We start from the raw sequence: 24373 nt of genomic DNA, 5'->3' as shown, positions 1-24373 counted from the left end.
ATGTAGAATAACCGGAAAGGATTTGATACTGATTATGGTTGGACTTGCTCTTCAAGCCGGTGGTGTAAAGGGATTTTCGCATATCGCAACATTGAAAGTTTTTGAAGAATGTAATGTCAAACCTGATATTATTTCAGGTTCATCAGCTGGTTCTATTGTTGGAGCCTTGTATTCATTGTATGGTAGTTCAGAAATTGTTTACAAGGTCTTTTCAGAGACGGTTCGTAAATTTCTCAAAAGACAAAGAACGAAACCTGAACCGATAATGAATTTAGAGATGGTTATAAAAGAAGCTCTTTACAGTTTAGAAGAGTTCTATCAATTTTTCAAAGAGTTATTTGGTAAAAAGAAATTCTCAGACTTAAAAACAAAACTTTTAGTTGTAGCTTTTGATATTGAAACTTGGAAGAGTTTTGTTATAGATGAAGGTTACCTTGTTGATGCAGTACTTGCAAGTTGCACTGTTCCCGGAGTGTTTGAACCTACATACATTGCAGGTGTTCGAATGCTTGATGGCGGAATTCTATCCCCAGTTCCTACTTTTGAATTGAAAGAGTATGGAGCAGATACCATAATAGCTAGTGTTTTTGAAGAGTACATACCACCATACACAACACATATGGAATTAATGCTTGCTGTAGACGCAGTTAAAGAATCATACATTGTGCAAAACGAGCTTAGTGTGGCAGATTTCTCATTTGTTTATCCTGTAAATGTTTTCTGGAGTGATTTTGCTAAATACGCAGAAGTTTATCAAAATGCTTTAATTGTTGCAAGGAGAGTGAAAGATGAGTTTGAAAATTTCATTAGGCGGTGATATTGTACACTATCTGGGAGCTGTCGGTCTCTTAAATGCTCTTTCAGAAAAGCAGGTTACAGAAAGAGACGATTTAGAAATACACTGCAGCGGTTTTTCTTGCATACCACTGATTTTATGGACATATCAAAGAAATAATGCATACAGCATTCTTTCAAGTATGTGGGGTGAATCTTTGAAGTTTTTCAAAGGTATCTCTAAACCTTCTTTACCGGAGATTGGGAAAAACTTTATGCTTCTATATAAGATGCAGAAGAAGATAGATTTAGAATCATCAAGGCAAAAGCTCAGTGAATTTGTTGAAAAGTGGATTCCGAATGTGGAAATTGAAGAGCATGACAAAATAAAAATACATGCTTTTAATTTAGAGAAAAAACGGGACGAAATTCTTTACGGTAATGCAAGAGAAGTTTTAATACATGTTCTTCCTTATCCTATTGATTTTGCTCCTGTTGATGGGTATATTTCTTCAAGTTGGGTCCTTGGAATTCCTGAAGGTGATGGTATAATATACATTGATTGGTATGATCCTTTTGAACCTCGTAGGGCCACCGACTTCCTTCTAATGGCTACCTTTGCCAGAACAACTTCTTTTATCAAGCTTGCAACTGAAAAAGCAAAAGCAACAGTGACCATCAGACTTAGTGGTTCCGCTTTTAGGGATTTTAGATATATCAGTAATCGTTTTTATTTAGCTGGTAAAGAGCTCGTAGAAAAGTTTTTGTGATCAGCAATATCAAAATCTAAAGACAAATCAATACACTTCGGAGGGATACTTATGAAAAGATTTCTTAGGATAGCTGGAGTTTTTATTTTACTGGTTGTCGTGGTAGTAGTTTTAACTTCTCAAACCACGACAGCTCCAACTCAGAAAAAATCTAAAACCGTTCGTGTTTCAGCAGATTACGTGGAACCAAAAAGTGACATTATTTACTACAAAGGTCGTGTTTTTGTAAACATCGATGAGGACAAGATAAGTCTTAGAACAACGGAAATGTACGTTAAAAAGGTTGGAGACAAGTGGAAAATAGTAGAAATTCCAACGAAAGTTGAATTCACGTTTGACGGTGGTAACGCCGTTGCCGATAAGATGACTTATGACTTAGATAACAAAACAGGTGTTTTGACCAACTCGACAGTCACTATTATTGATACAAAAAGTAATGAGAAAATAATTGTAATTACAGATAACCTAAATTACGACCTTGAAAATGACAAGTACAGTGGAACTAAAAAAGGTGGAGTAAGTATTACGAAAGGTGATATAACCGCTGTGGCTGACAGGTTTGAATATGACAAAAAGAAAGGTGAACTTCATCTTTACGGAGCAGTAGTAATAAATGATCCGAAAAAAGGTATAAAGATGACTGCATCAGACGCCGTTATATACACTGAAAAAAACGATATGAAAGCTAATAACGTTAGTATTGAACTGAAAGTTGACTAACCTTTGTTCGGCAATCACGTCTAGAGATGTTTCTAACAGCTTAAGATGGGGGATTAAAGTGAAAAGAATAATAATTTCCGGGCCAACCGCTTCAGGTAAAACCGAATTTGCAATCCAGCTTGCGGAATACTTGCCCATAGAAGTTATTTCTATGGACTCCAGACAGATATATAAGTACATGGACATTGGAACGGCAAAACCGGATCCATACCAGTTGTCCCTAGTAAAGCACCACATGATTGACATTATCGAACCAAACGAGTATTTTAACGCCTTTCTGTATCAAAAAATGGCAAAGGAGAAGGAGGAAGAAATTAAAAAAGCTGGTAAAATACCAATATATGTAGGCGGCACAGGTCTATACATAGATGCGTTAGTAAAAGGCTTTTTTGAAGGTGTCTCTCGTGATGAAAACATTAGGAAAGAACTCAGTAAGCTAAATGAACAAGAACCGGGGATTCTAAGAAAGATGCTCGAGGAATTTGACCCAGAAGCTGCGGCCAGAATACATCCACAAGATGTGAAGCGTACGATAAGGGCATTAGAGGTCTACCTAAAAACAGGTAAAAGAATTTCTGAATTACAGACCCAAAAAGTGAATTACGATGATTTCATTCTTATTGTTTTGAACCCGAAAAGGGATGAACTTTACGAAAGAATAAATCAACGCGCTGAAAAGATGATCGAACATGGACTTATCGATGAAGTAAAGATGCTTGTAGAAAAATACGGTAAGAACCTTGATGCTTTCAAAACTATAGGTTACAGGGAGATAATCGACTACTTGGATGGAATTTACAGTCTAGAATTGGCTTTACACTTAATGAAAAGAAACACTCGCCATTATGCAAGAAGACAGATAATTTACCTTAGAAGGTTTCCAAATGCTGTGTGGCTTGAACCTGGTAACCAGGCTTTGGAAACAGTGCTTAAAATCATACAAAAGGAAGTCCAACCGATCTTGTGAAATTTACATCAGTATTTCAGTATTTAGCAGAGGTGGAGCATATGGAAGCACTGTATAGAAAATATAGGCCAACAAGGTTCTCAGAAATAGTGGGACAAGAACATATCAAGAGGTTGTTAAAAAACGCCCTTGAAAAACGAAGAATTAGTCATGCATACATTTTTGCTGGTCCTCGTGGAACAGGAAAAACAACGACTGCAAGAATTATTGCAAAATCATTAAATTGCGAGAAGAATCAGTATGGAGAACCATGCAACGAATGTGTTTCTTGCAAAGCTATCGACAGTGGTTCACATCTAGATGTCATAGAACTTGATGCAGCATCAAATAGAGGAATTGACGAAGTAAGGAAAATAAGAGAAGGTGTCAATTTCACACCAGTTATGGGAAAATATAAAGTTTATATTATTGACGAGGTTCATATGCTTACGAAAGAGGCATTCAACGCTCTTTTGAAGACCCTTGAAGAACCTCCCGAACATGTTGTTTTTATCCTAGCCACGACGAACCCTGAAAAGATACCCCCGACTATCATTTCTCGATGCCAGGTTTTGGAGTTCCGGAACATATCAAACGAAGAAATTAGAAACAGGCTCAGAGAGATTTGTATTAAAGAAGGTTACGATGTGACAGAAGATGCCTTAGAGAAAATAGTAAAAAAGGCTGCAGGTGGACTTAGAGATGCGCTTTCCATTCTCGAACAAGTAGTGAGGTACTCAGGCGGTGAAGTTACTGCAGAAACTGTGAACGAAGCTTTGGGATTAGTAAGTGAGGAAACAATAGATAAATTTATAGAGGCTATATTGTCTGGAAATCTTGAAAGCATTGAAGGCATCATAGATGAAGTCTACGCCGAAAGAGGGGATTTTGACACATTCTTGACACAAGTTATGGAGAAACTATTGGAACAGAAAAGTGCTCAAGGTATTAAGTTGGCTTCTGAGATTTATAGAATACAAAAAGAGTTAAAAGTTGCCGAAGAAAAACTACTGTTAGCAAAAGTGTTGTTAATTAATCTGGCGCTAACAATCAATAAATCGAGTGGAACTGGGACTTCCGAGATAACCTCAACGGTTTTGGCAAAAGGTGAAAAAATTACCGACCATGGTCAAGTTACAAATGAGAAGCAAGTATTAACTCAAACTGGGAACGATAGAAAAGGCGAAGTAACTAACCAAGAAAAAGAGGAAATATCAACAGTTGGTTCTGAAAAAGCTGAAGTCAGACAACCAAGGGCAGCAGTGTCATTTGAGCAATCTGGTGAGCTCAAGCAAGAAGAAAATACAAAAGAATCGCCTGAAGCTACAAAATTTTCATCTCTAGATGAGAAAGATGTAGAGCGTTCTGCTTCAGAAAACAAATCTCAACTAAATCAAACATTTGTGACAAAAGAAATATTAGAAGACTTAAAACTCAATGGTGATTTATCCATCTTTGTTGGTTTGTCACTTGCTACGGTCTACGAGCTTGACGACGTTGTAAGAATTGTTTTTGACAAATCAAAACAATTCAGTTATGAGGTACTGAAAGAAAAGAAAGATCAAATAGCTTTGCTTTACCAGAAAAAATCAGGCAAGAATAGAGAAGTTGTTGTAGAGCTCACGGATGATGAGCATGATCCTGTTTTGGAGAAATTAAAGATTCTGCTCACGGACTAGACTAAGAGAAAGGATGTGAGCATGGCATGGTTGATATCTATGAGGTTATAAGTAAGGCAAAAAATGCAAGAGCTACCGATGTTCATATATCTGTGGGAAATCCTCCGATAATTCGTGTGGATGGTTATCTAACAAAAATGCAGGGTTACTCACCACTTTCTTATGGTGAGGTAAAGGAAATTGTAACTCGCCTTTTGGAAGAACATGATATCATGAGTCATAATAAAGAGGTAGATTTTTCTTTCGGATTTGAGGATGTTCGAATAAGGGCAAATCTGTATTACGAACGTGGTAATCCTGCTCTTGCCTTAAGAATTATTACCAAACGTATAAGAACATTCGAAGAACTCGGACTACCAACAACAATTCGAGATTTTTGTGATAGGGATACAGGATTAATTATTATAACTGGTCCTACGGGGAGTGGTAAATCAACAACCCTGGCGGCCATGGTTGATTACATTAACTCTAAATACGCCTACCACATAATTACAATAGAAGATCCTATAGAATACGTTTTCGAAAACAAGAATTCATTAATCCATCAACGCGAAGTTGGAAGGGACACTGAGTCATTTGCAGATGGTCTCAAATACGCTCTCAGACAGGACCCAGATATAATTCTTGTAGGAGAAATGCGCGACTTAGAAACGATATCGTTAGCTTTAACTGCCGCTGAAACTGGGCATCTTGTGCTTGGAACTCTTCACACTAATTCTGCTGCAACGGCTCCTGAGAGGATTGTTGATGTTTTTCCTGCACACCAGCAAAAACAAGTTTCTTTGCAACTTGCTAATACGCTTGTCGGAGTTATCTATCAAAGACTTGTGCCAAAGAAAACAATAGGAATGACGCCAATTGCCGAAATTCTTGTGGCTAACGCTGCTGTAAAAAATCTCATAAGAGAGGGGAAGATACACCAGATAGAAAGTATCATGCAAACGGCTCAAAAGCTTGGTAACGTGCTTTTTGACGACGCCTTACTAAAAGCATATTTTGCTGGGGAAATAACGAAAGAAACGGTAATGGGGTTTGCTCGCAATCCAGAGGAGGTGGCTAAGAAGATAGGATGGACAGGAATTTAATGGAAAGTATTAGGACTTGGGTTAAACAGATGTTGGATGAGCTTGAAAGAAAAATGACAGAAAATTTGGATTTAAAAGAGATGATTAAAATATCAGCTGATTACACGAATTTTAAGGAAATAGACGAAAAAATATCTGAGTATTTTAATTTACTAGACGAAAAGGAACTCTGGAAAGAAGAGCCTGGTAGCGAAGCCGAAATCGAAAAAATAGACCGCCAGTTAGAAAAGTTAGCTAACGAGATACTTGCCCAACTTCTACCAGAGGATGAATTCAGAGATAGAAACGTATTCTTAGAAATTCGTGCTGGTACTGGTGGCGAAGAAGCAGCACTTTTCGCAGGAGATTTGTTGAGAATGTATTTACGATATGCCGAATCGAAAGGTTGGGAAACAGAGATTCTTGATGAAAGTAAGTCTGACCTGGGTGGATACAAGGAGGTCGTTGTGAGGATAAAAGGTAAAAATAGCGGTACCTATATGAAGTATGAAAGAGGGGTTCATCGAGTCCAGAGGGTTCCAGTTACAGAATCTGGAGGACGGATACATACATCAACTGCAACTGTAGCTGTTTTGCCCGAAATCAAGGATATAGACATATACATTGACCCCAAAGACTTAAGAATTGATACATATCGGGCATCAGGTGCTGGGGGACAATATGTAAACAAAACAGAATCGGCAGTTAGAATCACGCACTTACCTACAGGAATTGTAGTTACCTGTCAATCTGAGAGATCCCAACATCAAAACAAAGAAAAGGCAATGATGGTTCTTCGCTCAAAGTTGTATGAACTTGCACGTCGAGAACAAGAAGAAAAGATCTCGTCCCAACGAAAAAACCAAATAGGTAGTGGTGAAAGGAGCGAAAAGATTCGAACTTACAATTTCCCGCAAAACAGGGTGACAGACCACAGAATAAACTTGACAATATATAATCTTCAAGCAGTTCTTGACGGAAACCTTGATTTAATAATACCAAAACTTATGCAGTATGACATTGAACAACAGCTCAAAGAACTTGGAATTCTGCAAACAGTGGAGGGATAAAAATGTTGCATGTTGTTGAACACCCGTTAATAAAACACAAGCTCACGATAATGCGCAAAAAGGAGACTGGACCCAAAGAATTTAGAGAATTGCTAAGAGAGATTACTCTTTTGATAACATACGAAGCGACCAGACACATTGAAGTTTACGAGATAGAGGTAGAAACGCCTTTAGAAAAGACGAAGGGTTACTACATAAACGACAAAGATATTGTTATAATTCCCATACTAAGGGCAGGACTTGGAATGGTTGACGGAATTCTTGAATTGCTCCCGAATGCATCGGTTGGTCACATTGGTATCTACAGAGATCCAGTAACACTCAAAGCAGTTGATTATTATTTTAAGACCCCGAAATTACATGATAAGAGTGAAATCTTCATCCTGGACCCGATGCTTGCAACAGGAGTTTCCGCAATCGATGCCATTGGAAAGGTCAAAGAACTTGGTGGCAAGAGAATAACCTTCATATCACTTATAGCCTCACCAGAAGGAGTCAAAGCGTTGGAAGAAGCACATCCAGATGTAGATATTTACGCAGCTTCCTTGGATAGAGAATTGAATGACCACGGTTACATCCTCCCAGGACTCGGTGACGCAGGTGATAGACTTTTCAGAACAAAGTAGCGATTTTTATCAAGACTTAATTATTTTTGATTTGCAGGAGGTGGCTAGTAGTTGAACGAAGGTATCAGCATGAAACAACTTGAAGAAATGACAATGAAAGAGTTGTATGAATTAGCAAGAAAATACGATATTCCAAGATATACCAGTATGAGGAAACAAGATTTAATATTCGAAATTCTCGAGGCTAAAGCAAAGGCTGAAGGATACTTTTTTGGGGAAGGTGTTCTTGAAATAGCTCCCGATGGTTATGGCTTTTTGAGAAGTTTGGAAACGATGCTCTCAGGACCAAAAGACATATATGTTTCACAATCGCAAATTCGCAAATTCAATTTGAATACTGGAGACATTGTTTCTGGTGTTATCCGCCCTCCAAAAGAGGGAGAACGTTTCAACGCAATGATTAAGATTGAAGCAATAAATTATAAACCACCAGAATTTGCCAACGAACGTGTCAATTTTGAAAACCTTACTCCAGATTATCCAAAAGAACGATACATACTTGAAACCAAACCTGATGTATTTTCCACAAGGCTTATAGATTTATTTGCTCCAATAGGAAAAGGACAACGAGGTATGATCGTTGCACCACCAAAAGCTGGAAAAACAACAATTCTTAAAGAGATTGCAAATGGGATTGCGGAAAATCATCCAGATACGTTCAGAATAGTTTTGCTAATTGATGAAAGACCAGAAGAGGTAACCGATATTAAAGAATCTGTTGATGCAAAAGTAATTGCCGCTCCCTTTGATATGCCATCTGAAAAGCAGATAAAAATAGCCGAATTAACATTAGAAATGTGTAAGCGTCTTGTGGAGTACGGTAATCATGTTGTTGTGCTTTTGGATAGTTTAACAAGGCTTGCAAGAGTCTACAACGTAACGGTACCACCAAGTGGAAAATTACTAACAGGTGGTGTTGACCCTGCCGCACTTCACAAACCAAAGCAGTTCTTCGGAGCTGCCCGTAACACTCGCGAGGGCGGAAGTTTGACCATAATAGCAACCGCACTTGTTGAAACTGGTTCAAAGATGGACGAAGTGATATTTGAAGAATTCAAGGGAACTGGTAATATGGAACTGGTTTTATCAAGGCAACTCGCAAACAAAAGAATATTCCCAGCAATTAACATCACACTTTCTGGAACAAGGAGAGAGGAACTACTCATTGACCAGTCCAACCTTAAGAAAATCTGGTTACTGAGACGTATGCTTGATTCTATGAGTGAAGAAGAAGGTCTGAAATTACTTCTTAATAAGCTCAAAGATACGAAAACAAATGCAGAATTCCTTGCACTGATAGATGCTCAAAAAAGTGTTTAGACGTATTGAATGATGTGAGAGGTGCATTAATGTTTTTTGAACGCTCCAACTTACTGCGGAAGCAAACTAATGGAAGGTTTTTGTTTTTTTTAGTCATGTTTTTGATATTTTTGAGTCATGTGACCCTACTATTAGCAGTTTCACAGAGGGCGATAGAATATTATTCTGCCGCGGAGCTCTCTTACAAATCCGGTGACTATTCCACTGCCTTGAAGAATTACGAGTTGGCACTCTCAACCGACCCTACAATAGAAGGATACGACCCACAGATAAAGTTTAAAATGGGAATATCTGCTTATATGATAGGCGATTATGATAAAGCTAGAAGTTACCTCGCTGGTTACGACAACGATTTTGTCACAGCACTGCTTGATTCTATAAGTCAGCGAAAAGCTCAGGATGAATGGAAAAAATGGATATCAACATACAAGCCAACTACAGTAGAGGAAGCTACACAGTTAGTCTCACAAGTGCAGAAAGAATCTAAAACCAACCTTTTACCTGTCCTTCTTATTTTCGTAATAACATTTGCTGTTCTTTTGGTTGCAGAGTTTAGAATTTACAAAGCTAGAAGGATGGTAATTGAACTTCCTAAAAAACCTGCCGAAGCTACTTTGTCATCTTCAACCGGCGGTCAAACTGTTTCTGAAACTCTTGTAGAGACTTCTGAAAAATCGGTTTCAGAGGAATTCGAGCTTATACCAAAAGAAGCAAGGATTGTTGATTTTGAACAGCTGTTGCAGAGTGAAATTGATGTTTTCAAAGATATCTTCGAACAGATACCTCAAAAAGAAAAAACGGAGCAAAAACCAGCAGAAGCTAAAGGTGTAAAAGAATTAGAAAAGGAACCTCTTGTTGGGGCTGCTGAGAAAGAAGTTGAAAGAGAGAAAGTCGTGGAGGAAATACTGGGCGAAACTAAAGAACTAATCGAAGACCTAGGGAAAGAAATAGTTACACAACCGCAAGAAGAGAAGTTCCAAGTAGAACAAATAGAGATGGAAAGTATTGAAGCAGGACTTTTAAGTAGATTGAGGGCTCAAAGAGATAACTGGGTTGAAGAGAGCCAGTCCTCCGCGGAATTCTACGAGGAGATGCAAAAAGAATTCTCAGAATTCGACACTTTGGAAAAAATAACAGAAGAAGAAACAAAGATATTAGTCGAAAAACTCATTAAACTTAGGCAAGGTGAGAATAATTGAGTGGAATAGTTTTACTTTTGTATGCATTAGCTTACGCTTACATAATCTTTTTGCCACACGTTTCTTCGGTAACAACGTTTTTATTTGGCTTAACGTCTGTCTTAGTTGTTGGTGATTTTGATTTTTCTCGGCTCTCGGTGATTGTTGACTTTAATACCCTGTTTATCCTTCTTGGGATGATGACATTGGTTGCCATTTTGAAAGAGAATGGCGTTTTTGTTGAAATTTCTAAAATAATCCTGAAAGCCAGCAGGGGAAGGGTTTACGTAACTATATTCTTCATATACATCGCTATATTCTTTCTGTCGAGTTTCTTGGATAATGTCACTACCATTTTGATTTTTATTCCTATACTTTTCTATATTTCCGATGTGCTCCGAATAGATTCTAAAATGCTCCTTATAAATGCTGTGCTTTTCTCCAACCTTGGTGGGATGACAACAGCCATAGGTGACCCTCCAAATATAATTATTTATAGTGTGTCCCGTTTGAGTTTCATTTCTTTTATAACCCACCTAATGCCTGTTGGTGCGACACTGCTACTTGTACAATTTGTATTCTTAGGGAAAAAGCTCCGTGCGGAAGGGGTAAATATAAGATTTGAATCAAATGTGGATGATGATAATTCAAAAAACCTTACATGGCGATATTACCTGCTGTCGTTTCTTCTTGTTGCTATTTTGATGGTTTTCCATGAAGAACTCGGTATTGAACTGGGTACAATAACGATGATGGGAGCAATGATTATTTTGTTTATTGAGGGTAGAGATTTTCAATCAATTGTAAAAGAAATTGACTGGGATACTTTAATACTCATAACAGGTTTGTACTTTTTGAATTTTTCAATAGAACACCTTAGTCTTTATGAACCTTTTGTTTCGGTACTTTCCAAAATAAACAATCCATATTTGCTTATCCTGTTTGTTTTGTGGTCTTCAATCATATTGACAGGCTTTTTAAGTGCCTTGCCAGTTACCCTTGTGTATTTGATTATCATAAAAAAACTAATCCTCACAGGTGCACCAATTACATTATACTGGGCGCTTGCTATTGGGGTCGGTATCGGTGGAAATTTGACACCAATAGCATCGATGTGTAATATTGTTGGTAACAATCTTTTCAAAAACTTAAAGAACGAACAATTAACTTTTCTGGAGTTTACAAAGAACATGTCAAAACCAGTTTTGCTTAGCGGTATAATCTCAAGCGTATTCTTGTTGATATTTTATCGCATAGGGTTTTGAGGTTGCACTTTTATGGAGGTGAAGCAATTGAAATTAATTGTGGCCTTGACATTTACATTAGTTCTATACTTTGTCATTACTGGTAAACTCAACAAAACCGTTGCTGCCATGGTAGGGGGATTAACATTATTAGCTATAAGAGTTTTTCCTGACCCGTATGAAGGTTTAAAGGAATCTATAGATATCAACACCTTACTCTTCCTCATAGGCATGATGGTATTTGTACGCGTAATGGAAACATCGGGAATATTTGAATACATAGCTATTAAGACTGTTAAGATTGCAGGTACAAGCTTGCCAAAATTGTTTTTCGCTATGACATTTGTTGTTGCTTTTATCTCGGCTTTTATCGATAACGTAACAACGATTTTGATATTCGTGCCTGTTACATTTGCAATCAGTGATATTTTGAACATAGACCCGGCCCCTTTTGTCCTTGGCGAGATATTTGCATCTAATATCGGTGGGACAATGACTCCAATAGGTGATCCACCGAACATATTAATTACTTCCGCAGCAAAAATTCCATTCACCGAGTTCATAAAATATATGATTCCTGTAAATTTAGTTATATTGCTTTTAGCTGATCTTTCATTGCTCGTTATTTTCAGAAAGGAATTCAATGAGCAATTTTCAAGGGAATTTCTAAATGGATTTGATGAATCAAAGGTTGTTAAAAGCAGAAAACAATTCGTAATAGCCTCTGGATTCATGCTTTTCATAATCTTTTTGTTCTTGCTACAGAAACCATTAAAGCTTGAAAGTTCCATTATAGGTTTGATTGCCGGATTTTTCGGTTTGTTAATATTTGAACCCCAAGAGATTACCCCATTTTTGGAAAAGGTGGAGTGGGAAGTTATATTCTTCTTCCTTGGCCTTTTCATAATAACGGGTGCCATGGAAAAAGTCGGGATAATGAAAGATATAGCAGACCTCCTTGTTAAGATATCATCAGGTTCTATGGTCACCCTGGCTTCCGTTATAGTGTGGGCATCTGGAATTCTTTCCGGAATTGTAGACAACATTCCATTTGCTGCAACAATGATTCCTGTGATAAAAGGTTTACCAACAATTAGTCCCCAATTTTCCAACATAACCCCGCTTTGGTACTCGTTGGCTTTGGGAGCTTGTTTAGGTGGTAATCTTACACCTGTCGGTGCATCGGCAAATGTTGTTGGACTAACGCTCATGAAAAAGTACAAAGGGAAAGAGATAACATTTCGTAGTTTTGTTAAATATTCTTTTGTAGTTGTTTTCATAAGTTTGGTAGTGTCGAATGTCTATTCATTAATACTCCTCAAAATTCTTTAAACACATATGGTGAGTGTGGGTATAGGTATGCAAGGTATGCTTGGTCTTTCAAGTTTATTGGAACCAAAGACTTTAGAAGAAGCTGAACAGATACAAAAAGAGTTATTAAAAAAACTCGTTTTGCTTCCTCTTGATTTTTCTAAGACATCTTTAATTGCAGGTGTTGATGTTAGCTATGTTAACGATCAGGCATTAGGAATCGTCGTTGTGATAAGTAAAAACTTTGAAGTTATCGAAGTAGTGCATGAAAGAGTTAAAGTTACCTTTCCGTACATTCCGGGGTTCCTTGCCTTTCGAGAGGCACCTGTTATTCTAAAATGTTTTGAAAAGCTTAAAAACACTCCAGATGTTGTCTTGTTCGATGGTCAAGGAATTGCACACCCTCGCAGACTTGGAATAGCGTCACATGTTGGTATACTCTTGGATATCCCTACAATCGGAGTAGCAAAGACGATACTATATGGGAAGTGCGAAAGACCATCCGTTGTCGGACAGGCTACTGAGTTAAGGGATAAAAGCGGAGAGGTCATCGGCTTTTGTTATCTTTCAAAGAAAAATACAAAACCAATAGTCATTTCTCCAGGGTACAAAACGAATTTAGAAAGTTCCCTCCACATTGTTAAATCCCTCCTGAACGGTTTTAAACTGCCCGAACCTGTAAGACTAGCCCACTACTATTCACAAAAACTGAAAACGTGATTTTCTAAGCTATGACAACATATCAAACGTTCCACGAAGGTTTCTAAGGATTTTTTAAGCTTACAATAATAAAATTACTGGTGCCGAGTGAGTGAACTACTATCAACTCTTAAAAAGGGAGGTGTGGTTATGAGAAGAGTATTACCGTTGCTCTTCGTTTTGCTTCTATCACTTGTAGTATTCTCAGCTACTCAACCGCAGATGAAAGGTTTTATAAACAACTTCATTTTAGAAAAAGAGCCTTTTGAAATTACAGGAACGGTTAAGGAAGTTGTATACAGACCTGGAGGGTTTGGATATTTGGTTTTGACAACAGAGGCGACAGAGGTTAAAGTGCCTGTTGCCGGCAAACTTTCATTAGTGGTAAAACCTGAGGAAAAAGTAACTATCAAAGGGTCAAAGATTACAGTTTTCATACCTACCAGTCTGGAAGTAAAAGGTTACCGACTGGTTTTCAGAAATAAAGTTCCAAAAGATGCTCAACTAACAGATTTTGAAGCCAAAATCAAGAAAATCGAAATTGGTAAAAACTATGCAAACATTGTAATCCTCGACAAGAACAACAAAGAGTACAAATTCCCGGTTGGTTTAGTCCCGTTCTGGAGGAATTTAAAAGAAGGCGATGAAGTTAACATCTCGGGTTTCAAAAGAACATTTGAAATCAAAGAAAGCATAACCGTTGATGGAAAGACATACACATTACCAGCTAAAGAATTTTTGACGAATCTTAGTCAACGCTCTAACATGTTTAAGCAAAGATTCATGCCGAGACTTTTCAAACATAGGCTCTAATGATGGAAAAAACAAAAGCCAGGCTTCATGCCTGGCTTTTTCATGGTTTTGTTTTTATATTTTAAATTATTCTCTACTTCCTAGTTCTCTATCAAGCATATATAAACCGGTTGGACTGTCTTGGAGCTTTTTAATTTTTCTTACTATCAAGTCCGTTTGAGCCTCTTCTTCAACCTGCTCTTCTATAAACCATGCAAGGAACTGTTCGGTAGCGTAATCTTTCTCTTTCCTTGCGATTTCCAGTATATTGTTGATGCTCTTTGTTATGGATTTTTCATGTTCATACGCCGCTTCAAATGCTTCTAACGGGCTTTTCCAAGTGCTCTTAGGTTTTTCCAGAGCAGGAAGTTCAACCCTTGACCCGCGTTCATAAAGAAAATCATAAATTTTCATCGCGTGTCCCAATTCTTCCTTAGCCTGTATTTTCATCCATTTTGCAAAGCCTGGCAAATCTATAGAATCAAAGTATGTTGCCATTGAAAGATATAAATATGCTGAGAATATCTCTTTACCTACCTGCTCATTTAAAGCTTTGAATACCTTTTCGCTCATGCTAAATCCCTCCTTTTCATAATTTTTAAAGTACCTTTTCAATCTCATCGTACGGTGGTTCAATTCTTGGATCTTCTGTAACCCATGCATAAATTACTTGACCATTTTCAACAATGAAAACGGCCCTCTTAGCCACTGTGTAATTTGGAATGCCAACGAAGTTCTCGTGCACCCCACCGTATTGCCGAGCAACAATGCCTCCAAAATCTGAGAGCAATCTAAAGTTGAGTCTGTTTTTCTCAGCAAATGCTTTGTTAGCAAATGGGGTGTCAACACTGATTCCAAGCACAGTTGCGTTTAAATTGTTGAATTTTGCTAGCATGTCTCGGAAAGTACAAAGTTCTTTTTCGCAGACACTTGTAAATGCACCGGGATAAAAGACTAAAACTACTTTACCTTGAATCTCTGAAAGCTTTACTTTCTGAAGATTAGTATCAAACAATTCAAAGTCTGGAGCTGATGAACCTTTTTGAAGCATAAACTCAACCTCCTAATATAAAAATTTGTATTACCTAACATATTATACCAAATATAAGTTTGTAGGTCAACCAACTTTGAAAACAAAATTGTTGGCAAGATTCAGTTTATAAATCAAAAGAATTATTGAGTTTGCCAAAGAAAATTACGATAATCTCTCTTTCCCCACTTTAAGCCACTGAAAACTTCAAAGTAACAATTGCAACTTTTTTGAAATGTGTGGTATAATATACCTGAACCCACTGTGCGGGTTAATAGTCTCTCATCACATCCTTTTGAAGGGGGGATTTTTGTGAAAAAGGTACTGGTAGCATTCTTAAGCGTTCTTCTAACGGCAGTTCTCCTTGCATTTGATCCCACGGTCTACGTATCGGCAACCATAGGTGAACCAGACACACTTGACCCACATCTGGCTTATGACACAGCAAGTGGTGAGGTTATTTACAACGTCTACGAAAACCTTATTCAGTACAAAGGCAGAAGCGTTAGTGAATTCGAACCAAGGTTAGCAACAGAAGTTCCAACGGTTAAGAACGGTCTTATCAAAGATGGTGGTAAGACATACATCTTCCCAATAAGGAAAGGGGTAAAATTCCACAACGGAAACCCATTGACACCAGAAGATGTTGAATACTCATTTGAACGCGGTCTACTCTACGACCCAGAAGGCGGTCCAATGTGGATGCTCTGGTATGCAATCTTTGGAACACACTCAAGAGACGAAGCACTTGAAGAATTTGTTGGGAAACCAGTTGATGAAATATTCGATAAAAGCGGAGAGCCAAAACCAGAATACAAACAAAAACTGATAGACTTCTACAAACAAGTTGTCGACCCAGCAATAGAAGTCGATGGAGATAACGTTGTTATTAAGCTTAAGAGACCATACGGTCCATTCCTCAACATCATTGCACAAAGTGCAAACTGGGCAGCAATCCTTGACAAAGAAACATGTGTCAAACTTGGCCTTTGGGATGGAAAACCAGATACATGGTGGAAATACAAGGACATGGAAAAAGAAAAATCTCCACTCTATGCATGGGCAATGGGTACTGGACCTTTCAAATTTGTGGAGTGGGACAGAAAACAACAAAAAGTCACACTCGTTGCTAATGAAAACTACTGGAGAGAACCTCCAAAACTAAAGAAAGTAATAATCTGGGGTATTGACGAATGGTCAACAAGAAAAGCAATGCTTGAGAAAGGTGACGCAGATTCTATAGCTGTTGTTCTTGAATACCTCGACCAACTCAGAGGTAACAAGGATATTCAGATTATCGAAAATATTCCAACGCTCTCTGTGACAGTTGTTGGTTTCAACTGGTCCATCAACCCGTCAAGCAAGTATGTTGGAAGTGGAAAACTGGATGGTAACGGAATACCTCTTGACTTCTTCAGCGATGTGTATGCCAGAAAAGCAGTTGCAGCTGCTATTAACTACGACGCACTCATCAGGGATGTTCTAAAAGGTTTCGGTAAGAGAATTCCAACAGCGTTGCCAGAAGGATTACTTGGATTTGATCCTTCTCTGCCACTTTACAAATTTAATTTGAACGAAGTCCGTGCAAATCTCCAGAAAGCATGGAAAGGAGAAGTGTTGAAGAAGGGAATCAAGTTCAGCGTTGCATACAACCAGGGTAACGTTGCAAGACAAAGAATTGCAGAAATGATAAAGATGTACATGGAAATGGCAGCACCTGGAAAAGTTAAGATAGACGTTCAACCACTCCAGTGGCCAACTTTCCTTGATGCAACGAAACGCGGAGAACTTCCAGTGTTTATACTTGGTTGGCTTGCTGACTTCCCAGACCCAGACAACTTCATATTCACCTATTACCACAGCAAGGGTGACTACTCGACCAGGCAAGGTAAGAAGTTCCAGGAATTCGTAAGCACTCCAAGGAAAGAACTTGGCGGTAAGAGCCTTGACGAGCTCATTGAACAAGCTGCAGCTGAAAGCGACCCAGCGGTTAGGGCAAAACTTTACTTGCAGATTCAAAAGTTCGTTGTTGACAACTGTATAAGTGTTCCAGTTTATCAACCAGTTGGTGTTCGTGTCCAAAGAACATGGGTAAAAGGTTGGTATGATAACCCAATGAGACCTGGTAACGACTTCTACATACTTTACAAGCAGAAGTAAAACATTAGCATCTTAAAATGGTGTGAAAGGGTCGCCTTGTAAGGCGACCCTTTCGTTTTTATTTAGATTATCTTAGCTCTTTTGCCTTGGTAAGTATCTCTTTCTATCAATCGCTTTTCTATCAAATTAACAATCTCGGTTTTAGTCCTTCCCCAATTTCCAAAAAGCGTACCGGTTAAGGGTGGATCTGCGACAAGTCTATGAATAACTATCCGCGGTGATAGATTCTCAAGGAAAGTAACTGCTCGCTCCACGTATTCTTCAAGAGTTCCTAACTGTAATTTTCCTGCTTTGAACATCTCACCAAAAATGGAGCCTTCAACAACATACAACGAATGAAGTTTCACCCCATCCACTCCAAGTGCGGAAATTATCTTTGCACTTTCTACAACATCTAATGTATTATCTCCCGGCAAATTCAAAATTACGTGCGATACAACTTCGAATCCATATCTTTTTAGAAGGTTGACAGCATAAATGTATTCTCCCAGTGTATGACCTCTATTTATCTTAACCAGAGTATGATAATTTGCCGTTTGTAACCCTACATCAAAAGAAACCTGAATACAGTAGCCTTTCCTTATCTCATCAACCATCTTTAATATCTCTTCGTTTATGCAGTCTGGTCTTGTTGCAATATCAAGTTGAACGACATCTTCGTCTATTGCCTCTGTATAGGTTCGCCTCAAGACGTCTAAGGGAGCATAAGTGTTTGTATAGTTTTGGAAATACGCAATGAATTTTCTAATACCTTTTTTTCGGTACTTCTCCTTCATTTTCTCTAACTGCTCTTTAACACTTAATCCTGCAAAAGTGCTGAAACCACTGCCTGTTTCATCACAGAAAAAACAACCTGGTCTGCCATTTTCTCTATTTGGACATGTGAAACCTGCATTAAGCGGTAATCTTTGAACCTTTTCTCCAAATTTCTTCTTCAATTCAACACTTAGCTTTCTATACCTGTAACCATCTTCGAGAAAGTCGAAAATTTTTTCAGCACCTCCTCAACGTCAACCGTTGGATATGAGCCGTTAATATAGACGAACCTACCATTTACCATCGTTGCAAAAACTCTATCCGTGTAAGCGTGAATGAGGTTCTTCAAAAAGTTATCGATGGGTTGTAACTGGATGTGTGAGGCTTCGAAAATCGCAAAATCGGCAGGGTTTCCCACTTCGATTGTTCCACCGGTTAAACGGAGCGCTGAATAACCGTTCTTTGTTATAGCATTAAATGCCTCTTCGACTTTGAAATTCTCAGGTGAATAACTCTTCTGAGCTAATACAGAGAAGCGCAAATCAAGGAGCAAATTTTGTGAGTTATTACTTGCAGGTCCATCTGTTCCAATTGTAATTTTGATTCCATTTTTGAGCATCTCGGTGACAGGTGGTATTCCATTCCCAAGTTTCATATTGCTTACTGTGTTTATTGACGGATATGAGCCCTCAAGCAAAGGTATATCGTCACGTTTTAACTGTGTGCAATGAACAGGAATGAAGTGCACTTCGTTGAACCCTATGTCCATGATTTCCTTTGGAGTATACATTTCGTATTCCCATGCATTTTCAAAAAAATGCATTGTTACTGGAATATCCTCAGTTTTTGCGATATCTACAATCTTTGAAAGATAACTTTTAGAACAGCTGTAAGGAGCATGTGGACCAAGCCCTATGTAGATTCTATCTTCATATCCATTCCACTTTCTGAATAACTTCAAATTCTCTTCAAGTCTACCATTCTCATCTCCGCCAACGTCAACGAGTCCTCTTGCCAGTAATGCCTTCAAACCAAAATCTGCCACGGCTTTTGCCACCATATCTTCATGGAAATACATGTCGCAAAAGGCAACAACACCGTGAGACGCCATTTCCATCATAGAGACAAGGGAACCGTAGTAAACGGCTTCAGGCGTGAGTTTTTCTTCAGCAGGTAGTATTTTACCAAAGAGCCATTCCTTGAACGGAAGGTCTTCCGCATATCCTCTGAGTAAGGACATAGCTACATGGGTATGAGTATTAACAAAACCAGGTGTAACTATCTTCCCTGTTAGGTCTATAATATCTTCATTATCTAATGGGACCAAGGTTTCAGATATTTCTTTTATTATTCCGTTTTCTATCCTGATATCACACTTTCTAAGTTCTAATCCAATAAGTGCTTTCCCGTTCTTCAAAAGCATTAAAAAACAACCCTTTCTGCATCAATCCATAGGTGCTCTAAATCGTAGAACTCTCGCGCACTTTTGGTGAATATGTGTACCACAATATCGCCAGCATCGATAAGAATCCAATCGTAACCTTCTCCTCGGTCGTAATAGATAATTTCTTTACCTTTTTCATTGAAGAAGTCAACAACCTCATCTCTAAGGCTTTTCATATGTATATTACTGTTTGCCGTGCAAATGACAAAATAATCAGTTAAGAGTCTTGTTTTGCTCATGTTAAGCACAACAGGTTCAATTGCTTCTTTCTTTTCAAGTAATATAAGTAGATCTTTGATTAAGCTGATTTCACTTTTTTCTTTGCTCACCAACCCTTACGCACCTCCTATCGTTAGTTCTTCGCTTATCTTTCCATTCATTAGATAATCGCGAACATATCCGACCAAATAAAATGAACCAGTCACAAATTTAACATCTGCATCTGTTCCTTTTAGCAAGTCGACGGCCCTAATATAATCAGGTTCAAGAATGACATTTGAGTTGTATCTCTTCGCAATTTCATAAGTTTCGGCCACTTTTTCGGCCCTTTTCGAAGGGGGCTTTGTAACTATTAACAAATCGAATTTCGGAGCAATTACTTTTAGCACACCCTCTTTATCTTTGTCATCTACTATACCAAAAACTGCGGCCTTCCTTTTATCATGAAAGTATAAATCCAAATTTTCCGCGAACTTTTCAGCCGCTTGTGGATTATGAGAACCATCTAATATTACACCGTTGACCAGTTCAAATCTGCCGGGTATAAATGCTTCTTCAAAAGCTTTCTTCACAGCTTCTTCATCAATTCTGTGTGTAACTTCAAAAGCTTTTAACGCCAGTCCAACGTTGTATAGCTGGTGCTTTCCATTCAACCGAACTTTTATACCTTTGATGGTTGTATCACCGTAATAATTACAGACATTTTCGTTAAATGAGAATCGGACTGGTTCCACATAGAAATCTTTTCCGTATTCGTACACCTTAGAATTTTTCTGTGTGGCAATCTGCCTTATTACTTGTAATGCCGAATCTGCCATTAAACCAACGACGACAGGTTTTTGTTCTTTTATGATTCCGGCTTTTTCAAAGGCAATTTGCTCAACAGTGTTACCAAGAACGTTTGTATGTTCTAAAGAGACGGTGCAAATTACGGAAATTTCTGGTGTTATAACGTTCGTTGAATCAAACCTTCCACCCAATCCAACTTCAACACTTCCGTATTCTGCTTTCCTCTTTTTTGTTATGTAAAAATACATCGCCGTCATATACTCAAAGAAACTCGGAGAAAATTCTTCACCAAGTTTATCCATCTCTTCCGCATGCTTTTTAACCTCAAGTGCTGCTTCCACAAATTCTTGGTGAGTGATATTCTGTGTGTTGTAGTGGAACCGCTCGAGGATTGTCGATAGATGTGGCGAGTAAAATCCTGTTACGTTATGCCCATGGTGATATGTCAAGTATTCAAGAAAAGTTGTAACACTTCCTTTTCCATTCGACCCAGTCACATGGAAATACTTAACTCCAGAATGGGGGTTACCCATTCTGGAGAGAAGATTTTCTATTCTGAACAAACCAAGCTTCATTGTGTTGTATGGACGTGTGAAGTATAGATATTTTAGAGTGTCTAAAAATGTTTTGGAACTCATCCCTGAGCCTCCAGGTCGGAAATTATATGTTCAATTCTGTTTATCTGTTCTAAGAATGTTCTTTGCTTTTCTTTTGTTTCTTCAACGATATCCTCAGGAGCATTCTTAAGGAAGTTTTCATCTTCTAGTTTCTTTGCAAATTTTTCTAAATCTGCCCTTAGCTTTTCAACCTTTTTCTTGAGCCTCTGAACTTCTGCATTCACATCGATGAGCTCGCCAAGAGAAACGTAAGCTTCTAAGTTTAATGACACGTAAGCTGTTGCACACAGCTTTGGCCTTGACTCTGTAAAGTGAATGTTTGAAACATTGCCAAGGAATCTTATATATTCTTGTTCTTCTTCATTTAGCGCTCCTTTGATAAAGAGTTCTACTTTCGTTGATTGCGGAACGTTTACTTCGGCTCTGACGTTTCTGACACCTCTGATGAGAGCCATAATTTCTTCAAATCTCTTCTCGGCGGTTTCATCGACATATTCCTCTGTTACCTTTGGCCAGGGAGCAATAACTATTGATTCACCAGCAGTTGGAAGTTTTGTCCATAATTCCTCTGTCAAGAACGGCATGAATGGGTGCAACAGTCTTAAGCTCATATCGAGTACGTAAACAAGAACGTTTTGGACAATTCTCCTGTCTTCAGACTTGAGCCTATTTTTTACAGCCTCGATATACCAGTCGCAAAGTTCGTCCCAGAAGAAGTTATAAATCTCTCCCGCTGCTATATTGAAATCATAGTTATCAAGAGCCTCTGTCACCTTTTTAATCGTCTTCTGTAACCTTGAAAGAATCCATTTATCTGACAGCTTAAGATGTTCTTTTTGAATTTCTATCTTCTCAAAGTCATCAAGGTTCATGAAGACGAATCGAGAGGCGTTCCATATCTTGTTTGCGAACTTCTTGTATGTATCGAAGAAGCGCACATCGAGTTTTAAGTCTCTTCCTTGTGCGGCAAGGATAGCAAGCGTGAATCTCATTGGATCAGCACCGTATTCATCGATAACCTCAAGAGGATCAATTCCGTTTCCAAGAGACTTGCTCATCTTTCGACCGTATTTATCTCTTACAAGCTGGTGGATATACACCTCACTGAACGGTTTTTCCTTCATGAATTCATAGCCCATCATTATCATTCTTGCAACCCAGAAGAAGATAATGTCGAAGCCTGTGACTAAAACATCGGTTGGATAGTATCGTTTCAAATCTTCTGTCTCCTCGGGCCAGCCCATTGTACTAAATGGCCAAAGTGCCGAGCTGAACCATGTATCAAGCACATCTTCGTCCTGTTTCAGGTTTGTGCTACCACATTTTTCACAAACCTTAGGTTCATCTTCTGCAACATTGTAATGTCCACAATCTTGGCATTGCCAGACAGGAATCCTGTGTCCCCACCAAAGTTGCCTGCTTATACACCAATCTCTGATTTCATACATCCAATTTAGATAAACCTTCCTCCATCTTTCAGGGATAAACCTGACCTCATTGTTTTCAACAGCTTCTATCGCTCTCTTTGCCAAAGGTTTCATACTGACAAACCACTGGTCCATCAACCTTGGTTCTACAACCGTGTCACATCTGTAACAGTGTCCAACAGAGTGTTTAATTTTCTCGATTTTTACAAGGTATCCCTGGGCTTCTAACTCAGCAACTACTGCCTTCCTTGCTTCAGATGCGGTTAATCCTTTGAATTTACCACCATTTTCGTTTATAACAATATTTTCGTCGAATATATCAACAAACGGTAAGTTATGCCTTTGACCTATGAGATAGTCGTTTGGGTCATGCGCTGGCGTTACCTTCAGTGCACCTGTTCCAAACGATGGGTCAACGTAATTGTCGGCTATGATTGGTAATTCTCTTCCAACTAATGGCAATATCGCAGTCTTTCCAATATAGTTTCTGTATCTCTCATCCGATGGATGAACCGCAACAGCAGTATCACCAAGCATAGTTTCTGGCCTAGTGGTGGCTATCACCAAGTAATCCTCTTCATCCTTAATTGGATATCTGATGTAGTAAAGCGCTCCTTCTTCCTCGTGGTATTCTACTTCCTCATCTGAAAGCACTGTTCCGCATCTGTGACACCAATTAACTATGTACTTGCCTTTGTAAATTAAGCCCTTCTTATACAGCTCTACAAAAACCTTTCTGACTGCCTTGGACAAACCTTCATCTAACGTAAAGCGTTCGCGCGTCCAGTCAACGGACGCACCAATTGACATTATTTGCTTTTTTATCTCTTCTCTGTATTTAGTTGCCCAATCCCATACAATCTTTAAAAACTCTTCTCGAGTAAAGTCTCTACGGCTTTTGCCTTGAGTACCAAGGTATTTTTCAACCGCTGTTTGCGTTGCAATACCTGCGTGGTCTTCGCCCGGAAGCCACAGCACATCGAAACCTTGCATGCGCTTATAACGACTCAAAATATCTTGGATGGTGATATTAAGAGCATGTCCCATGTGAATTCTGCCTGTAATATTTGGCGGTGGAATAACAATAGAGTACTTCGGTCCACTTCCCTTTGGCGTAAAATAACCTCTTTCAAGCCACTTTTTGTACCACTTCATCTCAATATTTGTTGGGTCATATCGCGTTCCTATCTCCATCTTTGACACCTCCGATAGTACTTATTTCTATGTCACAATCTATTTGTATTCTCTCTGGACCATAAGTTAACAGAAGGTAATGCAAAGAGTCCTTTATTCTATTGGCAATTTTATTGACCTCATTTTCTCCCACCCCATGAAGAATTATACAAAAATCGTTCCCCTCAAGTTTGCAAACGAAATCTTTGGGTAACCTCACGCTGTGTTTTATAACGGAGGAGACTCTAGAAAGAACAAAATTTCGTAAATCTTCACTGCTGACTTGAAATTTTAGTTTGATGTGCAAAACATAGAATTGTTCACTACTTCGTCCAAGTTCTTCAACTACTCTTTTTACGAACTCCTGATTTGGAAGTCTTGTAATTGGGTCTACCCATTCACCTGTTAATAACTTGTGAAAACCTATCATATGAACTCCTCCCACTTTCCTGTTTAAATTATTTTACCACATATCTTATATTGTGAGAATATAGCATGTGTGATAGAATAAATAGCGATATTCGAATTGTTCGCATGACAAACTTTTAAAAAACCAAAAGTAATA

At 38.4% G+C, this 24373-nt stretch carries 23 protein-coding genes; 15 read left to right on the top strand and 8 right to left on the bottom strand.

Features of this window, described 5'->3' with window-relative positions:
• Window positions 1–34 precede the first annotated feature (34 nt).
• From AC3M61_RS08225 to AC3M61_RS08160, 14 genes are all read left to right on the top strand, one after another.
• On the top strand, window positions 35–817 hold the full coding sequence (locus AC3M61_RS08225) for a patatin-like phospholipase family protein (protein ID WP_500780385.1): 783 nt from the start codon (window positions 35–37) through the stop codon (window positions 815–817).
• Window positions 789–1544, top strand: a complete 756-nt coding sequence (locus AC3M61_RS08220) for a hypothetical protein (protein WP_500780384.1) — start codon at window positions 789–791, stop codon at window positions 1542–1544. Before AC3M61_RS08225 ends, AC3M61_RS08220 begins: the two co-directional genes overlap by 29 nt.
• Window positions 1545–1595: 51 nt before the next feature.
• The gene (locus AC3M61_RS08215) at window positions 1596–2264 is read left to right on the top strand and encodes an organic solvent tolerance protein OstA (RefSeq protein ID WP_500780383.1); all 669 of its coding nucleotides are present in this window, start codon (window positions 1596–1598) and stop codon (window positions 2262–2264) included.
• 58 nt (window positions 2265–2322) lie between these two features.
• Window positions 2323–3231: a tRNA (adenosine(37)-N6)-dimethylallyltransferase MiaA gene (miaA, locus tag AC3M61_RS08210; protein ID WP_500780382.1), complete on the top strand. Its 909-nt coding sequence runs from the start codon at window positions 2323–2325 to the stop codon at window positions 3229–3231.
• Window positions 3232–3272: 41 nt separating this feature from the next.
• Window positions 3273–4889, top strand: coding sequence for a DNA polymerase III subunit gamma/tau (gene dnaX, locus AC3M61_RS08205; protein ID WP_500780381.1), 1617 nt, complete (start codon window positions 3273–3275; stop codon window positions 4887–4889).
• Between the two features lie 26 nt (window positions 4890–4915).
• A complete protein-coding gene (locus AC3M61_RS08200) occupies window positions 4916–5974 on the top strand; it encodes a type IV pilus twitching motility protein PilT (RefSeq protein ID WP_500780380.1) in 1059 nt (352 codons plus the stop codon).
• On the top strand, window positions 5974–7023 hold the full coding sequence (gene prfA, locus AC3M61_RS08195; protein WP_500780379.1) for a peptide chain release factor 1: 1050 nt from the start codon (window positions 5974–5976) through the stop codon (window positions 7021–7023). The genes AC3M61_RS08200 and prfA overlap by 1 nt, the downstream gene beginning before the upstream one ends.
• The gene (gene upp / locus AC3M61_RS08190; protein ID WP_500780448.1) at window positions 7020–7649 is read left to right on the top strand and encodes a uracil phosphoribosyltransferase; all 630 of its coding nucleotides are present in this window, start codon (window positions 7020–7022) and stop codon (window positions 7647–7649) included. Before prfA ends, upp begins: the two co-directional genes overlap by 4 nt.
• Before the next feature lie 69 nt (window positions 7650–7718).
• On the top strand, window positions 7719–8969 hold the full coding sequence (gene rho, locus AC3M61_RS08185; protein WP_500780447.1) for a transcription termination factor Rho: 1251 nt from the start codon (window positions 7719–7721) through the stop codon (window positions 8967–8969).
• A gap of 29 nt (window positions 8970–8998) precedes the next feature.
• Entirely contained in the window at window positions 8999–10168 is a 1170-nt protein-coding gene (locus AC3M61_RS08180; RefSeq protein ID WP_500780378.1) for a tetratricopeptide repeat protein, read from the top strand.
• The gene (locus tag AC3M61_RS08175) at window positions 10165–11412 is read left to right on the top strand and encodes an ArsB/NhaD family transporter (RefSeq protein ID WP_500780377.1); all 1248 of its coding nucleotides are present in this window, start codon (window positions 10165–10167) and stop codon (window positions 11410–11412) included. The genes AC3M61_RS08180 and AC3M61_RS08175 overlap by 4 nt, the downstream gene beginning before the upstream one ends.
• Window positions 11413–11439: 27 nt before the next feature.
• A complete protein-coding gene (locus AC3M61_RS08170; RefSeq protein ID WP_500780376.1) occupies window positions 11440–12723 on the top strand; it encodes an ArsB/NhaD family transporter in 1284 nt (427 codons plus the stop codon).
• Window positions 12724–12750: 27 nt separating this feature from the next.
• Window positions 12751–13422 carry an endonuclease V gene (locus AC3M61_RS08165; RefSeq protein WP_500780375.1) on the top strand — a complete coding sequence of 224 codons (672 nt, stop codon included), beginning with the start codon at window positions 12751–12753 and terminating at the stop codon, window positions 13420–13422.
• 129 nt (window positions 13423–13551) lie between these two features.
• The gene (locus AC3M61_RS08160) at window positions 13552–14214 is read left to right on the top strand and encodes a hypothetical protein (RefSeq protein WP_500780374.1); all 663 of its coding nucleotides are present in this window, start codon (window positions 13552–13554) and stop codon (window positions 14212–14214) included.
• Window positions 14215–14280: 66 nt separating this feature from the next.
• Here AC3M61_RS08160 and AC3M61_RS08155 read toward each other — a convergent pair whose 3' ends face one another.
• Window positions 14281–14766 carry a ferritin gene (locus AC3M61_RS08155; RefSeq protein ID WP_500780373.1) on the bottom strand — a complete coding sequence of 162 codons (486 nt, stop codon included), beginning with the start codon at window positions 14764–14766 and terminating at the stop codon, window positions 14281–14283.
• Between the two features lie 25 nt (window positions 14767–14791).
• Window positions 14792–15244: a peroxiredoxin gene (locus tag AC3M61_RS08150; protein ID WP_500780372.1), complete on the bottom strand. Its 453-nt coding sequence runs from the start codon at window positions 15242–15244 to the stop codon at window positions 14792–14794.
• Window positions 15245–15535: 291 nt separating this feature from the next.
• Between AC3M61_RS08150 and AC3M61_RS08145 the strand changes: the two genes are divergently transcribed.
• Window positions 15536–17383, top strand: coding sequence for an ABC transporter substrate-binding protein (locus AC3M61_RS08145; protein ID WP_500780371.1), 1848 nt, complete (start codon window positions 15536–15538; stop codon window positions 17381–17383).
• A 62-nt stretch (window positions 17384–17445) separates the two neighbouring features.
• On the opposite strand, the gene mnmL is transcribed toward AC3M61_RS08145, so the two are convergent.
• The 6 genes from mnmL to AC3M61_RS08115 are packed head-to-tail and all read right to left on the bottom strand — an operon-like array spanning window position 17446 to window position 24238.
• Entirely contained in the window at window positions 17446–18321 is an 876-nt protein-coding gene (gene mnmL / locus AC3M61_RS08140; RefSeq protein WP_500780370.1) for a tRNA modification radical SAM protein MnmL/YtqA, read from the bottom strand.
• An 8-nt stretch (window positions 18322–18329) separates the two neighbouring features.
• Entirely contained in the window at window positions 18330–19562 is a 1233-nt protein-coding gene (locus AC3M61_RS08135) for an amidohydrolase (RefSeq protein ID WP_500780369.1), read from the bottom strand.
• A complete protein-coding gene (gene rsfS, locus AC3M61_RS08130; RefSeq protein ID WP_500780446.1) occupies window positions 19562–19891 on the bottom strand; it encodes a ribosome silencing factor in 330 nt (109 codons plus the stop codon). Before rsfS ends, AC3M61_RS08135 begins: the two co-directional genes overlap by 1 nt.
• 27 nt (window positions 19892–19918) lie before the next feature.
• Entirely contained in the window at window positions 19919–21229 is a 1311-nt protein-coding gene (locus AC3M61_RS08125) for a bifunctional folylpolyglutamate synthase/dihydrofolate synthase (RefSeq protein WP_500780368.1), read from the bottom strand.
• Complete coding sequence (locus AC3M61_RS08120; RefSeq protein WP_500780367.1) at window positions 21226–23829, bottom strand: valine--tRNA ligase; 2604 nt, start codon at window positions 23827–23829, stop codon at window positions 21226–21228. Before AC3M61_RS08120 ends, AC3M61_RS08125 begins: the two co-directional genes overlap by 4 nt.
• Window positions 23807–24238: a diguanylate cyclase domain-containing protein gene (locus AC3M61_RS08115; RefSeq protein WP_500780366.1), complete on the bottom strand. Its 432-nt coding sequence runs from the start codon at window positions 24236–24238 to the stop codon at window positions 23807–23809. Before AC3M61_RS08115 ends, AC3M61_RS08120 begins: the two co-directional genes overlap by 23 nt.
• Window positions 24239–24373 lie beyond the last annotated feature (135 nt).

The organism is Fervidobacterium sp. (genome assembly GCF_059913585.1).
The sequence above is the reverse complement of the archived record's forward strand: the minus strand, read 5'-3'. Positions and strand labels throughout refer to the sequence as shown.